8 protein-coding genes are annotated in these 15,729 nt (G+C 54.2%); 1 reads left to right on the top strand and 7 read right to left on the bottom strand.

Annotated features, from left to right (window positions below; all coding sequences use genetic code 11):
* Positions 1-65: 65 nt before the first annotated feature.
* The 7 genes from BJU60_RS08885 to BJU60_RS08855 form a co-directional block, all read right to left on the bottom strand.
* Positions 66-1,367 carry a glycosyltransferase gene (locus tag BJU60_RS08885; protein ID WP_070328532.1) on the bottom strand — a complete coding sequence of 434 codons (1,302 nt, stop codon included), beginning with the start codon at positions 1,365-1,367 and terminating at the stop codon, positions 66-68.
* Entirely contained in the window at positions 1,364-1,738 is a 375-nt protein-coding gene (locus BJU60_RS08880) for a hypothetical protein (protein ID WP_070328531.1), read from the bottom strand. Before BJU60_RS08880 ends, BJU60_RS08885 begins: the two co-directional genes overlap by 4 nt.
* A 10-nt stretch (positions 1,739-1,748) precedes the next feature.
* Entirely contained in the window at positions 1,749-3,713 is a 1,965-nt protein-coding gene (locus BJU60_RS08875) for a hypothetical protein (protein ID WP_070328530.1), read from the bottom strand.
* Between the two features lie 58 nt (positions 3,714-3,771).
* The gene (locus tag BJU60_RS08870) at positions 3,772-5,934 is read right to left on the bottom strand and encodes a glycosyltransferase (RefSeq protein ID WP_070328529.1); all 2,163 of its coding nucleotides are present in this window, start codon (positions 5,932-5,934) and stop codon (positions 3,772-3,774) included.
* Entirely contained in the window at positions 5,931-9,014 is a 3,084-nt protein-coding gene (locus tag BJU60_RS08865) for a CgeB family protein (RefSeq protein ID WP_070328528.1), read from the bottom strand. Before BJU60_RS08865 ends, BJU60_RS08870 begins: the two co-directional genes overlap by 4 nt.
* 180 nt (positions 9,015-9,194) lie before the next feature.
* Entirely contained in the window at positions 9,195-11,255 is a 2,061-nt protein-coding gene (locus BJU60_RS08860; protein WP_070328527.1) for a bifunctional metallophosphatase/5'-nucleotidase, read from the bottom strand.
* A 231-nt stretch (positions 11,256-11,486) separates the two neighbouring features.
* A complete protein-coding gene (locus BJU60_RS08855; RefSeq protein ID WP_167615709.1) occupies positions 11,487-13,613 on the bottom strand; it encodes a heparinase II/III family protein in 2,127 nt (708 codons plus the stop codon).
* Between the two features lie 184 nt (positions 13,614-13,797).
* Between BJU60_RS08855 and BJU60_RS08850 the strand changes: the two genes are divergently transcribed.
* Entirely contained in the window at positions 13,798-15,654 is a 1,857-nt protein-coding gene (locus tag BJU60_RS08850) for an SH3 domain-containing protein (RefSeq protein ID WP_070328526.1), read from the top strand.
* Positions 15,655-15,729 lie beyond the last annotated feature (75 nt).

Below are 15,729 nucleotides of genomic sequence, written 5' to 3'. Positions count from 1 at the left end.
AAATCAAACCCATTATACTCCTGATGTGAATTGAGAAGCAATTACATTTTAATGACAAAACGGGATTACGACGACGCAACCGCTCGCACGGTCGTACTAAGCACATATTCCGTGCTCAAGGCCGCCGCCCGCACATCTCCTAAACTATAACAAACTTCAGGTAACAATGACCAATTCGACACCGAAGCCATGTTAGCGAACGTCAGACGACGGAATACTTCCGGACTGACAGCTTCGGCAAGCTTACCTCGAGTGAACGGACTAAGCAAGTAAACTCGGAGAATCGTGTTTTCCGGATATTCCGAGACGAGTCGTTCGACGTTCTCGAGCTTTTCCCCGAGAACAAGTCCAACCGTTGCCGCGTGTTGGTTCAAGATGCTGTATGAAAAGTACGGCAGGTCGCTCTCGACGACAAGTTGATGAATGGCCCCGCGCTCCTCAGGATGATCTTTGAAGTACAGGCTCATCATCGATGTTTGGGCATCAATCTTGCGCTCGATGAAACGGCGCGACGCGTCATTCGCGTTCACAAGCAAATCGCTAAGCGACTTGATGACGGCGAGGCGTTGTCGAATCGAGAACTCGCGGCTCACTGCCTGCCGAGATACTGAATTGCCTCTCACTTGGCGGAAATAGACGGCGTCCGTGCCGCTCGGCAACAGCGTGACGGCCGGTTGATAGGTCGAGAAGAGCGTCGAGAAATACACGACGTCTTCCCCGCTGCGAAGCGACGGCTCGTAACGGACTTGTTTCGCATACACCGCTGGGATGAGCTTGCAGGCGTTCAGCGTCAACAGTTGTGCCATTTGTTCGTACGACCAGTCACCTCCGGCGAGTCGCTCGAACTCACGATGGAGCGGCGAGACGAGTACGTTGCCCTCGGGATCGAAGTCTTGAATATCGGCGATGACGACCCGGTCCGGCAACGCCTCGTTTAATAGTCGTTCCAAGTAGGTCGGGCTGAACGTGTCGTCCTCGTCCAAGAACGTCACGTATTGACGCGTCACCGTCTCGAGTCCTCGATTTCGGGCGATGCTCACGTTCGCTTCGTCTTCAAGCAGACGATGCACGGTCACGTCACGGCCAAACTGTCGACTCGCCTCAAGCAACGTTTCGTTCTTGTCTCCATTGAAGACGAGCACCCATTCGATGAGCGAGGCGTCAAGCGTCTGGGCCTCGAGCGAGGCGAGACATGTCGCGAGCAGCTCTTCCGAGTCATGAGAGGCCACGATGACACTGATTCCCCGTTCGACCGGCTCGTCAAACCATGGCGGGAGTTTAACCGGTTCGAACGTTTGCTCGACGAATCGGTTCCACGCTTTCTTCTCGGCTACGATTTCAGCTAACAGCTCATCGTAGTGACTCATGATGGCTTACATTCCTGCTCGAGTTTCGTGACGAGTTTACCCGCGAACGGGATTGATTTCGCCCGATTGACCACACCTTGCAAACGCTCAACTTGACTCGTCAACGATTCAACTTGGCCGGTCAACTCTTCGACTCGCTGCTTCTCCTTCATCGCTTCTTGTTTCCACTTGCCCGTATTCGCTTTCGCTTGGCGGATTTCGCGTTCAAGCTCTTTCATTTTTTGGACGGTGTTCTCTTTGCCGCGAATATGCTTCGCGCCTTCTTCAAGCACGTCTTGCTTCACCGTTTCGATTTGGTCTGTCAGTGCATGTAACTGTTCCCGCAAAAATGCGTTCTCACGTTCTACATATTCAACTTGTTGACGGTCCATGACGATTTCCTCAGCTTTCTATGACCCACGACCCCATCCTCACTTGGACGGTGTGTTGATTGTTTTGGAATTTAATCGCTAACTTGACGAACTTGGCCTCGACTTCTTTCGGCAAACGGTGGCGGAGCGTGTTCGCGCCGGGACGGAGTTCATGGCTGAACGCCGTCTTCTTCAAATTCTTTTTCGCGTCGTATTGCATGACGTATAGTTCGATCGGTGTCGTCTCGTCAGACACGATTTCGATCGTTCCTTCGATGTTTATATAAGGGGCGCTACCGAGTGTCGCATCTTTTTGGAACTCTGTCGATGGCGGCGCACTGAAGCTCTGGTTGAACAATTGTACGTAGCCGTTCTCCCCGCCGAGCGGTTTGACTTCGATATGGGTGGCAAATCCTTCTTCACGCATGTTGAACAGTTCGGCGTTGAACGGGATGAAGTAGTGATAGATGAACGGCTTGATCGTGACGCTGCGCGGCTTGTGTGCCTCCGGAATCATCAACTCGACCGTCTCCGGTTCGATTTCCGAACCAGACAGGCGGGCCGACCAGTTTTTAGCCGTCCAGTCGTTCCAAAGTGAGACGTAGCCATGGTCTGGCGTCTCGCTCGGTTGGAAAGCCTCAGTCACGCCCGATTCGACACCGAGCAATTCATTCATTCGCTTCACTTGAGTTGATGCGGTCGCTTCAAGCATGAGCCGCCAGTTGAGCGGCGTCGGTACGACCGTCGGCAGCAGCGGTGCGTCACTCCAAGCGAACGTCTCCTTGACGAAGTGGAGCGGCTTCGTACCAAATAGCTCCTCAAGCGCAACTTTGACGAGATGACCTTGGCGGCGCAGTTCGTATGGCGCTTCGAGGATGTGACGCAAGACGTCGCGATCGAAGAGCGGTTGCAACAGCGTCATCTCACCCATGAACCCACGCCGTGCGTAAGCGTGGAAATGTTCGATTTTCAAATGGAACCAGACCGCTTCAAGCCGGCCGTTCCAATCGCGTTCCGGTTCTGCGTCGAATAGGCGGTCGAGCATACCTTCAACTTGTTCGCGTTCCGCTTCACCAAATCCTTCGAATGCACGAATCGCCTTACGCGACAGTTGTTGCTTCGCTTCGTGCTCATCCATGTTGTCTTTCAAAAACACGTGTTTCCCGTACAACCAATCCGTCCCGTGTTTCCCAACCTCGACATAGTCAAGGTCAACGGCTCTACCGGTCGGGATGCTCTCATAGGCAGTCAAGTTGCCGTCTGTCGCCTCGTAGGAAGCGGCGATCCGTTTAGAGAGCGACAACGCGAGTGTCGCCTCGGGGGCAGCCGTCTCGGCGAGCTCGATGTCGTCGAACAAGTCGCGTGCGACACGCGCCTCGTTCCCTCCCATGTCAGGTACGTGCAGCGTCACGTTTTTTCCGGCTTCGAGATAAAGTTTTGTGAGCAACACGTCGAGCGCTGACCCGGCGAACGGGATATTGACGGCTTGCATCGGTACGTTGACCGCGTTTCGAAGCGTCGTCATCCACGAGTCGACAAAATCGTCGCGGAGCTGTGGCGTACTTTGCGGAAGTTCGTCCCACGTGTCGATCAATATCGCTCCGTCACGCACCGTCAATCGTTCGCCCGCACCGAGACGTTTGACCCCTTCGAAGCGAGTCCCGTCCCCAAACACATGCCCAATGAGGCGCATCTGAGAGACGGCCTCTGCGCGAACGGACGTTTTCCCGGCTAGCTGTGCCACTTCTTCAAGTGACGTCCCGACGACAATCGGACTTTCTGAATAGTAGACCGGGATCAAGTTATTGAACGGGACGGCGACGCTGAACTGTTCGTCTAACGTGAACGAGATGTTCATCCCGTTCGGTTCGTCTCGTGACTGATCGTACATACCGAGACGAACGTCGAGCGGCGTCTCCGAGACGATGTGTGTCAGACCGTCGCGGCGCTCAAAATCAAGCGTCTGACCAGTCGATTCATATATAAAATGGCTCATAGCGTATCTCCTCAAAATAATTTCAAAACAAGCAAACCCGGAATGACCGGGCTTGCTTTTAGTGTTTCCGATTCAATTCTATCAAAAGGAGCTGTTCAAGCTTCGGTGCGAGCGTCTCGATGGCGAAATGATGATGTGCGTAAGCCATATAGTCTTGTGTCGCTGCGAGTAGCTTGGCTGAATCATCGCGGAACGATCGGATGATGTCGACGCCGTCTAGCACGTTTTCCATCAGCACGTCGTCCGGATAAATCGTTTCACTCCCCGTCCAATGGCGGATGATCGGGAACGTTCCCGACGTCATCGCCTCTGCTGGCGCAAGGTGGAAGCTCTCGAGGTCACTCGTCGATAAGATGAAGCCGATTTTCGTCAGCCATTCCGGAACATCATCACCGTGACCGTCGAAGACGACACTGTCCTTGAACGTCGGTTCCTCAAGTCGTTCGAGCAGACGATCGTAATAGGCGCGCTCGTCTTCCCGTTTGTTGATCCAGTAAATCTCGTTCGGATGATGCCCTTTGATGAACAGCTTGTAGCGCGTGTCTTCCTTGCGGAGCGTCTCGAGCATGTCGAGCGCGAGATCAAGTCGTTTCAACTTCGGATTGACCCCGATCATACCGAGGTGGAACGTCAACTCGTCCAGCTGTTTCGGTTGGATGAGACGAGTCCCGTCGACCGCGTTGTAAATCATCGTCATCTTATGACGCGGGATACGGAACAAGCGGTACATCTCTTCGAGCATATACGGCGACACGAGGATGATCCGGTCGATGTTGTGAAGGTTGTACTCCCGCGGGAACGGCGTCTCTTTCTCTTGGCGGTGGATGCGCACGATCATCGTCTGGTGTGGCTTTTTATGGTGCGAATACCAGACGGCGTTACCGAGACCCCACTCACAGAAGATGATATCGGCCTGGTCCAAGCACGCCTTACTGTGATTCACGTCATGGATTTTGTGACCTTCCCACTCGTCAATCAAGACGTTGAAGCGCGGATGGCGCTCAAAGTAGTCCATGAACAGACGCAGGAATTTGAAATCGTGTCCGGCGAAGAGCAAGTTGATCTTCTTCATCCCCCACAGTTCATCGTGGAGACGTTTATACGTGTTCGTGAACGTGTAATATTGCGCCATCTCATAGAGGCGACTCGCCGCATCACGATAGACACGTTCATCTGTGAGCGCGAGCTTCGCCTTCTCGATGAACTCGTCTTCCGAATTGACGAATAGCGGATAGTCCGCACCGAGGATGAGTTCGTGCATCGGGTTACGGTTCAACAGCACCGGTTTTCCGAGCGATCCGTACTCGAGCAGTTTCGTCGACAGTTCAAGACTCGCGTCGAGCTCCGGATGACGCCACGACACACCGATCGCACTCGAGTCGATCAACGTCTCGACATCGGCGCGTGGAATCCCTTTCAACCAATGGACGCCGTCATCCGCCTTCAAGCGGGCGAGTACGTCTCGTTTAAAGTTCGGGTTGTTCGGGTCTTGATTGAACTTGTCGCCGGCGACGTGGAGTTCGGCCGGGTAGTCGGCCCGAAGCTTCGCGAACGCGTCGAGAATCTCCGTCGAATACCATAGCGGGGCGAACTTGCCCGTATAGACGAGGCGATCGTTCGGTTTCGTGAACGTCGGCGTCTCGTCTTTCACGTTCGGGATCATCGGGTTCAAGATGAGGAACGGCCGGTCCGTCGGCAGGAACGATTCGAAATACGTCTTCATCGCCTCGGTCTGACAGAGCATGCGCGCCGAACGCGACGCGATCTGCTGCAAGCGGGCGAGTTCTTCTGCCGACGCCTGCGTATGGTCGTGTGTGAAGTCGGTGATATATGTCCACGTCTTCGCCATCGTCCGTTCATACTGTGACAAGTCGTAGGCAAGCTGGAAGCCACGGATGAATGACATGTCGTAGCCGCCTGTCGTCATCAACTCGTCAATCAGCCCGGCCGCTTCGTCGGCTTGGAGTACCCCGCGCTCGTAGTACGGCGCGTCTTGTCTGCCTGAATCTTTGGCGAACACATCGATGAAGCGGACGTTCGGCAACTCACGGATGCCGGCCGTCACTTCCGGTTTTGTGATCGAGCGCTTCAGCAGCACGTCGACTTGAATCGATGGGTCTTGGTTCAACATCGAGACGACGGACGTCAGCCAAATGGCCGACCCGTCGATCAAATTTAAATTGACATCCCCATAGACGAGGACGCGAAGTGGTGTCGTCATAATTGTACCTCCTGAGCGACCGCTTTTGGCATATCGCTCCCTGCTTTCACGTATTGATACGGGTCTGTACTGAAGATCCGTTCTCCGGACTGAGCGAGCTCTTTGAGCGTCTCGTCTTGTTTTAAGACATCGAGCGCTTCAGGGACGCTATAGAAGCGGAGCACATCCGGCTTCATGATCGAGCGCGACGGGGTCGCATCGAAGACGTAGCGGTACGTGCCGTCCGAGTCAATTTTCTCGAGTCCGTCTTTCCAGACGAAGTAATCTTCTTTCGTCAAGATGTTCGAGTCCGCGTAACGCGTCGCGAGCATGTAGTCCGACACGTACGCCGGTCCGTAATAGTCACTCGGACGGATGAACGCCATCCAGTCGAAGCCTTCAAGAATCTCAGACAAGGCGTTATATTGCGTCAAGTAACTAAGCATGAACGTCGAGATGTCCTCGGTGTTGTAAGCTTCATACAAGTCAAGATGCCCCTCGAACTTGTCGAGGAAGACGACGAGGTGTTTATGCTCGTAGTCTTGCGCGCGGAACGTCTCGACGGCGCGGTCCATCTCGTCGGCTGAGCGGACGAACGCGACGAGCGCGACTTCCGGGTGATCGACACGATACGGCAGACCGATGTTGCCGACGACTTGGGCGAGACGTTGTGTGTACGTGTGGTACTTGAGCACATGTCGCATGCCGCCCATGGCGACGTCTTCATAGAAGCTGTCGTCCGTGAGCAGTTTGCGGAACGTCTCTTCGAGCATCTCGTCGCCCTCGTCTAGGAAGACGTAATCCCCGAGCATCTGCTTGACGCCGACAGAGCGCGTACTGACGACCGGCGTCGCACAAGCGAGCCCTTCGAACACGCGGCGTGAGAACATCGTCGGTGAATCGTTCACCGAGTTGACGTTCAGCATGACTTTGAAGCCTTTATACGCTTTAGCGATTTGGTTGTACTTCAAGCTGCCGCGGATGGATTTACGGAACTGCTCCGGGAATTGGAGTTGATCCGTCTCACCGCGTTGGTTCATTTCATAGTTCCGGTCATAGATGACAAGGCCATACTTATCAGCCGCCGCGAACAAGCGATCCATATCGATACGGCGCGATTCGTGACGGTTTGCGTAATACGAACCGGCGAACGAGGCGTACGGTTCACGTGTGCCCGGCAGGCGGATCGGATTATGCTCTTTCGGCTGCGCCGCGAACGGCAAAGCGCCGACCCGGTCATGTCCGCAGTCTTCTTTATAGTTATCGAGAATGTTCGCGTCCGTCGTGTAGACAAAGTCGAACCGTTTCGCCGTCTCGATGAAGCGGTCATAGTGAATCGGGTCTTCTTTATTCCAAAACACGGTCGGCACGTTGTTGACGCGGCACCAGTCGAGGAGCGCATCGAGCTCTTCCCACGTGTTCGTGCCATATTTGACGATTTTCTTCTCCCACGTCTTGTCGTTCCCTTTCCAGGCCGATTCGACCATGAGGAAGTCCGGTTGACGGTCGGCGAGAACCGCTGGCCAATCGTCCGGCGAGAACGTGATCAGTTCACATTCAGGACGATACGAGGCGGTCGTGAATTCATCAAAGATGGCTGCGACTTTCATCTCGTGAAGCTCGCGTGGTTTCGCTTCAAACAGACGGGCCTCGCGTGGGTCGATCCACTCTGGCACTTGCGTCCGGTCCGTGATGATCTCTTCGGTGACGCGGATGTTCGTGACGAGCGTTTCGCCAGTCCCGTCGACGCGGAGCGCGAAGCGCAGGTAGCGCACGTCTTTCCCGAACTCGAAAATCTTCTCGCTGCCGAGTTGTACTTGCTGCATCGACAACCGCTCAGTCAACGAATACGAGATGATGTAGAGGACGACACCGGTGTTCGCATCGAGTTCACCGTCGACCGTCACACGGTAACGATGGTTCGGTCGGACCGTATACGGTTTCTCTTTCGGGAGGACCGTGAAGCGGTTGTTCGTTTCCATATACGACACGTAGCGGCGCACGTCCGGCTCGACATCGAGGACGAGACGGAGACCAGACGGATCTTGTTTTAACTTGATTGATTCCGGTGTCGGGATCGTCCAGAACGTCGGGTCAAGGTCGAACGTCTCGGTACGGCGTACACTGTTCTCACGGATGACGCCGAGCTTCAAGTCTGAGAGTGTACCGTTGCCGTGGAAACGGATGAAATAGCGAACCGAATCATGGCTCGGTGTAAGGCTCAAGACGTTACTGAAGCCGAGCGGGACCTCGATGAGCTGGTCGCGTTCACCGTGGGCATACGTCGCGACGAACAACGTCGCTTTCGCCAGCTCTTCGGCTTCTCCTTTTAAATAGAAACGATAGACGTAATCGTCCATATCGGCGAGCGAAAAATCGATACCGCGTTCGGTGTCGACGTGAGGGAGCGCCGTCTCGAGCACACCGTAGTGCTCGTATTGGTTCCCTTGCCCGCTGACACGAATGAGCCCGCCATCGATCTCAACGATTCGGCTAAGCGGCGAGATGAGTTCGAGCGAATCCACATCTAAAGGAATCATCGCGTCAAAGTCGGCGTCTGCCACCGCACTGCTCATTCCTTCGACGTTCCAAAGCGATTGTCCGTCAATCAGGAGCGATTGAATCAAGACCCGACCTTTTCCTTGCGTTTGAATCACAAAGCGTGTCTTCGTCTCACCGTCTACAAGCGAGACCGTCGTACGGACACCGTCTCCGACGCGAACGACACGTTTGCGTTCTTCGTCGCTATAAATCATGACGAGCAACGTGACTTCGATGTCACCGCTCTTCTCAACGTTTAAACTCGCGTCAAACTCGCGGATTGACGGGTTGAGTTGAAATGAGTTCGCACCAGGTACCGTCCGAAACGACGAGGCGCGCTCACCGTATGATAAAAATTGTTTTTCAGCCATCGTAGAAACGAGCGCCGCACCGTCAACTTCATAGTTCGCAGACGTCCGAGCGTGCCAAGACGGGACGACTTCGACGAACTGTCTCGTCTGCACTTGCGTCTTCGTTCCTTTCATCAACCGACGGCCGATTCGTTTGCCGCGTTGCATGCCTAAATAGACACCACGCTTCACTTTTCGTTTCCAACTCATGGGGGGTTCCTCCAAATTCATAATGGCATCGTTTTCTCTTTAACCGATGCCCTGTTATTTGAAACATCTCGTTTCGACACCCATTGATTATAGCAAACGCTCAATTCAAAAGGCAAAATCATCTGTTTGACAAAACGGAGACAAAAAAAGGACACCCAGTGGATGTCCTTTCGAAAATCATTATTTGACGTCTTTGATACGGTCTTCAACAGTTGGTGTGACTTCGCCTTGCTTCACGAGATAGTCACGCATGATCTCCCAGTCGATGAGACCAAGGTCGTTGACGCGTCCTTCTTCATAAGCCTTCTTGAACTCGAGGTAGTTGTCGCCACCCTTCGCTGCGAAGAAGTTTGTGGCAATCTTGTAAGTTGCTGCCGGGTCGATGTCGACATACGTCTCGCCTTGGAGCACTTGCGCCTTGACGACACGGCTGTTCGCCGGTTTCGAGCTATCGAACTCAAGCTTCATGCCAGACATGTGGAGGAAGCCGCCGCTCTCGATCGGATAGACGCTGACACTACGTTCAAGTGCCGCGAGCAACTCACTGCCTTGAAGCGTCATGACCGCGAGTGTGTTTCCGAATGGAAGCGTCGTGAGCACTTCGCCTGTCGTGATTGGGCCCGCATCGATTTTAGCACGAATACCGCCCGCGTTTTGAATCGCCGCGACGACTTGTGGGTCGGCTTGTTTCGCACGTTCGAGCATGCCGTCCGTGATCAAGTTACCAAGAGCCGTCTCATTTTTACGAACGCTCGGCTTCGTCACGTCACCTGCGTCACGCAAGTTTTCAAACTCGGCAGTCGCTGTCACGCCGATTTCAGCGTTCTTGATGCCGTCGATTTCAGCCGCGAACGGTGCGAGGAGTCGGGCTGCGCCTGGGTCTGGTGCATACGTCTTCACATCGATGAGCTTACCGGCATGTGAGACGACTTTTCCGTCTTTATCGAAGACGAGGTCGAGCGTACCGAGGAAGTCACCGTATTGATACGCTTGGACGACGACGGTCGAGTTACCACCTTCTGTGATGACGACCGGTGCGTCAAGACGTGAGTGTGAGTGACCGCCGATGATGACATCGATGCCGTCGACGTTTTTCACGAGTTCGAGGTCGTTGTCGATTGCCGGGTTGTCGTCGTAACCGAGGTGCGAGACAGCGACGATTTGGTCGACGCCCATGTCTTCGAACGCTTTGACGGCTTTTTTCGCTTCGTCGATATAGTTTTGGAATTGAATCGGTCCTGGGCTCGCGATGTTCGCCGTGTCTTCCGTCGTCAAACCGAAGAATCCGACTTTCTTACCGTCGACTTCTTGAATGATCCCTTCATACAAGCGACCGTTGTAAGGCTTCGTCGCGATCTCATCACGGAAGAGCGACTTCACGTATTGATCGTTCGAGTAGTCGACGTTCGAGCTGACGAACGGGAAGTTCGCGTAACGGACGAATTGTGCCAACTCTTTATGGCCTTGCTCTGTGCCGAGGTCGAACTCGTGGTTACCCGGTACCATCATGTCGTACTTCATATAGTTCATGAGCTTAAGATCGACTTGTCCTTTGAATTCGTTGAAGTAGAGCGAGCCAGAGAAGACGTCACCCGCGTCAACTAAGAGGCGGTTCGGGTTAGCGGCACGGAGTTCTTTGACTGCCGAAGCACGGTTCGCCGCAAAGTCGAGCGACGCATGCGTGTCGTTCGTATGCATGAACGAGAGTTCGAAACCTTTTACTTCGTAAGGAACGTCGAGCGTCACCGTGCGGCCTTTGTGCGTGTACGATGCCGTCGCCGTGAATTTACCGATCTTGTCAGTCGATAAGTTCGTCCACTTCACCGGTTGGCGTAGAACGCGGTCGACGAATTGGATTTGGAGCGTGTTCAATTGCCCAGTCAACTTCTCGCCGTGCTTGAACGTCCACTCACCCTTCGGTGCGATGATCGCTTTCGGATAGTTGATGACGCGTACTTTCTTCTCGAAGTGTTGGTTCTTCCACTTGATGTAGCCTTTTACCGTTTGATATGTACCGAGCTTGTCCATGTTGACTGTCGATTTGTACCAATAGATCTTGTTGCCTTGGTATGTCTTGTCGAGCGCTGCGTCAAGATCCCCGTTCTCAACGAAAGCCGCCTTCAACTTGATTGTTTTTTTGGCCGGGGCTGCCTCTGTCACGACCGCTGGGGCGATCACCGATGCCGTGAGCGTCGCCGCGAGCATCCCTTGATAAAACTTGCGTGTCTTCGAATTCAACATGCACTGTTCCTCCTCTATTATGTATAAGTCGACCGAACCGAAGTCATAACCGCCATTTCGTCGCCACTGCCAGATGTCTGACCTCAAGCCAATGGAAGCGATTACAAAACACGTACAGACTTCACTTTTAAAGATACGCAATCTCACAGAATAACACAATTACTTTTCTGTAAATATTTCGTTATTTCTTTTGAATTTTGAAAAAAAGGACACCGATTGGCATCCTCTCGCTCATTCTGATATTTCAACTTCCTCAAGCTCCAACACCGGTCCTTCACCCTTCGGCATCTCAATCGTCCGCGAGCGTCCGTCCGAAAGAGAATACGTGACAACATAACTCGCATCATTCTCAACCACGTTCGAGAACGTCACGTTCGTCCCCGACTTCGACATGTGGAACAACGTGACGAACGATGTCCCTGCACCCGTTTTCGTCGAGACGACTTGGTGACGCGGCACCCACTCGAAGTCACGGTAGGCGATAAAGCTCGACTCTCGTTTCATGGCACCAGACGACGCGACCGGAAGCTGAACGACTTGGAGAGTGCGTCCCTCTTTGTCGCGGAACGTCATCTCACCAGTTTGTTCCGCGACCGGTTCTAACCCGACACCGAGGTGGAAACGTTGGGTGAACGAGGCACGCGAATCCGACCGAATCGTATCGGCGACAATAACCGTGCCCGCTTGATCATGGGCGATACTGCGCGTATGGTGCATATCCTGCCCAATCAACTCGCTGTATCCAAGTGCTCGTTGTAACCCTTCCGTCTCCTCGACCGATACGATCCCGCTCTTACCGATCGTACTCGGATGAAGCGTCAATTGCCGGGTGCCAGTGTTCACCGTGTTATGGGCGTTGACGTGCACCGCTGCATTTCTCTGCGGAAGCGTCGTGTACCCGAAGCGTCCCGTCTCGACGATGAAGTCACGGCCGTAGCCGTACAAGTCGATGCTCAAATCGTCTTGATGCTTGTGCGCCGTATTATGGAAGCCGGCCGTCATCATGAGGGAGATGGCATCAGCGAACGGCTCCTTCTCACCCCAATGTTCACGTAGAATCGCGTATTGGGTATGGAGCTGTTTCGTCCGTTCGAGCGGGCGTTCCCCTTCCTTCCCGCCACTTACCGCATACATGAGATGCGGATAATTGCGCAGCGTCGATATCATCGACATCGTCCGCGGCTCGCCTGTCGTGTCCCCAAACAGCGGCAGCGTCCGGTTCGGCTTGACGAGATGAGTCAGCGTCTCCGGCATCTGTCGGACGGCTTCGAGCCGTGGTGACGTCATGAAGGCGTTCGCCTCGATCCAGCGATTGAAGCGGTACAGCATCTCATACGTGTACACTTGATAGCCCGGCGAATGCTCGAGATGGACGTTGTCCGGGCTCAACGAGTGGTCGAGCTGCTCGGTCAGACGCAACGCGGCGAGGTCGCGCCACTCCGATGACCGTTCGAGTTCCGGGAACGTCTCGGCGATATCGGTAAGCGCCATGTCTTGGAAGATGCCGTGATTATGGCGCGGACGATAAAATGACGGCGTCGATAGGATGTCACCGTGACCTTCGACCGTGCGCAACACGAGCGCGCTGAACGCCGGGTCGTTGTTCAGACGCGACTTTTTAAATTGATTCCAAAAGTTGATCAAGTGGAACGTCCGGATGGCCGTCCCTTGCTGATGATAGGCGTTCGGATAACGCTTATACTGCGCTGTCGGATACTGTTTGACCCACCCTTCGACGAGCTGTTTACCGTATGCCAAATACTTGGCATCTTTCGTGTAATGGTACGCCATCGTCACTTGGTTCAAGACCATCCAGTACTGGGCCTGGAACATGAACGACGTCGAGTCGCCGACTCGAATGTCACGCTCCCAATCGAACGTCGCGATGTCCGGGACGGCTTGTCGACCCGGTGCCGCACCGAGGCGCCAACTGCCTTTGAGCGCCGAGTCCGCTTGCGATACCGCCTGTGCCTCGGTCAAGAAACCATAATAGTACGGCACTTCACGCTTCACCGAGCGCGCCGTATAGTTGTGGAGCAGACGGTCGTACTGACTGTCAGCGACGACCGCCTGCGTGAGGAGTGCCGTCTTGAGCGGGATGTCCCGTTTCAATCCGTATGTACGGCGTCCATTGACCTCGACTTGATAGTACCCGCCCGAGACGCCAACGACGTCATAGCGCTTGTTCGGCGCGAGCAATGCGATCGGCTTCATCGACTTATCCGGCATGAGCCGATAGACGGTCGTGTCTTTCGCGACTTCTGTGAAGAAGGGACGCGCGCCGGCTTCGGCCCCGACAGACGACGACGCCATGACGAGCGCCGTCGTGAGAAGCGTCCCTTTCATTAATGTGTTCATCGAATACCCCATTTATCTTTTTTTACCATTATAACACGTACATAAGGAAACTTTTTCAAAATGAAGGGAACCATTTTTTTATTTCCGTTTCCAAATAACTCATTTCCACCTTCTGACAAAAGGGTCTGTTTGCGCATCCGGTCGTTGCTATACTGAAAGAAAATGCGTAAAGGAGTCCAGTCCCATGAAACGATTTATCATCTTCACCTTGATCGCCACACTCCTCATCGGCGTATTCCCGCCGGCCGTCTCGGCGAAGGCAACATATGTGACCGTGAAGCAAGTCGCCCTCAAGCAATCGGCGTCGACGAAAGCGAAGACGCTCGTCACCATACCGAAAGGCAAGGTCGTCACCCACTTGTCCGATAAAGGCAGCTGGTCGAACGTCCAATACGGCAAGCAGAAAGGCTACGTCGCCAAGCGCGACATCAAGAAGCAGACCGCCGCGCCGAAACCGGCAGCGGGCACGTTGCCGGCACCAAGTTATGCGTATACACAGTTCGCCTCTTACAAAGGCGGTTCGGTGATCAGCATTTATGGGAAAAGCTATAAAATCGACCCGCCGCTGCTGCCGTTCTTCAAAAAAAACGTGGCCACCCTGCAGACAATCTTCGGACTGCCGATCATATCCGGAAATACCGTGACCGGCTATAAAGAGCTGAAATTTGATTTGCGCGGCCCTAAAGCTGCCCAGATTCAGATCGATGCCACGGCGGCGAGCCGCATCCACACGTTCGTCGTCCCGATTGACGCCTTCCCGAACCTGCCCGTCACGATCACGGCGGCCGCCCCGGTTCGCCAGCTCGCGACGTATGGCGCTAGACCGTATGAGAAAGGGTTTTACGGGGAAAGCGATTTGCGCTTGAACGGAACGTTCCGGCAAGTCGACTTGACAGGTCGCGCCACCCTCACCGGTAAAGCGACGATCGACCGCCTCGTCCTGCGGATGGGCGACCTATATCCGTCCGCCCACAGCTACACGGCCGACGTCCAAATCAATGGGACGATCACGCACCTAGAGAGCCTCTACCGGGACGCCCAAGTCACACTCGGAAAAACGACCGTCGTCCGTAACCTTAAAGGTGTGGACGCCAATCAGCTGCTCGACGGTCAATTCGGCCTCATCCGCGGGACAAGACCGCGAGCGACCCTCGTTCGCGGGCGGTGGATGAATGACCCTGAGCGGCGAATCAGTTCTTGGACCGAGATGATGGCGAATCGAACCATCGATGACAAGACGCTACGTCAATGGTTCACGCAGCTCGGTTTAAAACACGTCACGGACGACGCCCTCCCCTCATACCGACTCGCATTCGAGACGAACGCGAAAGCGACCAACACACGCATCGAGATGGGGACGCTTGAGTCTTGGCAGCGGCTCATCCTCGACGTGAACGCCTCACTCGCCACAACGACGTATGATCACCCGTTCGTCTTGGCGAACGACAACGACATCCTCGTCCGTCACGATCGCCCGCTTCGTGATTTGAAGACCGACCGAACGGATCTTTATCAATACGAGTTGATCGGGCTCATCGGTCCAACGGGTCAGTTCGAACAGATTGCCTTCAAGCGGACGCATTCCAATCCGAAATTGCATCAGTTCGGCACCCTTGACAGTCAAATGATTCTTGAACCATACGAGGCACCCGGTCTGTACCGTCACGTGTCCATCCAAAACGGAAAGCGGCACATCGTCTCCGTCGAAGTCGCCGATGTCGACGGACGTCTCGGCATCGTCAAAGTGAACGGACAACCGTTGCATGCTTTTCAAAAACCCGCACCAAAAGTCGAAGTCAAACTGAGCAGCGGGTACATCTTCATCCGCTCGTCGGACCAGGCATGGCTACAACACGCTCAACAGTTCAAGACAGGCGGGACTTATGATGAACCGACCCAATTCGCGGTGGGCAACGTGTCGGATGCCGGCGATTGGAACAAAGGGACATACCTCGCGGCCGGCAGTTACGGATTGAGCAAAGGAAAATCGATTCGGATTCAAGCGTATGGCTACAAGGATATACTCGTCAGAATCCCTTAATATCTATGTTTTTGAAACGTAATTTCGTAAAACTATTCAATTCCTTGTATTTGGAATTCATAAAAGAGTAAACGT

Source organism: Exiguobacterium aurantiacum, assembly GCF_001766415.1.
Taxonomy (GTDB): Bacteria; Bacillota; Bacilli; order Exiguobacteriales; family Exiguobacteriaceae; genus Exiguobacterium; species Exiguobacterium aurantiacum_A.
The sequence above is the reverse complement of the archived record's forward strand: the minus strand, read 5'-3'. Positions and strand labels throughout refer to the sequence as shown.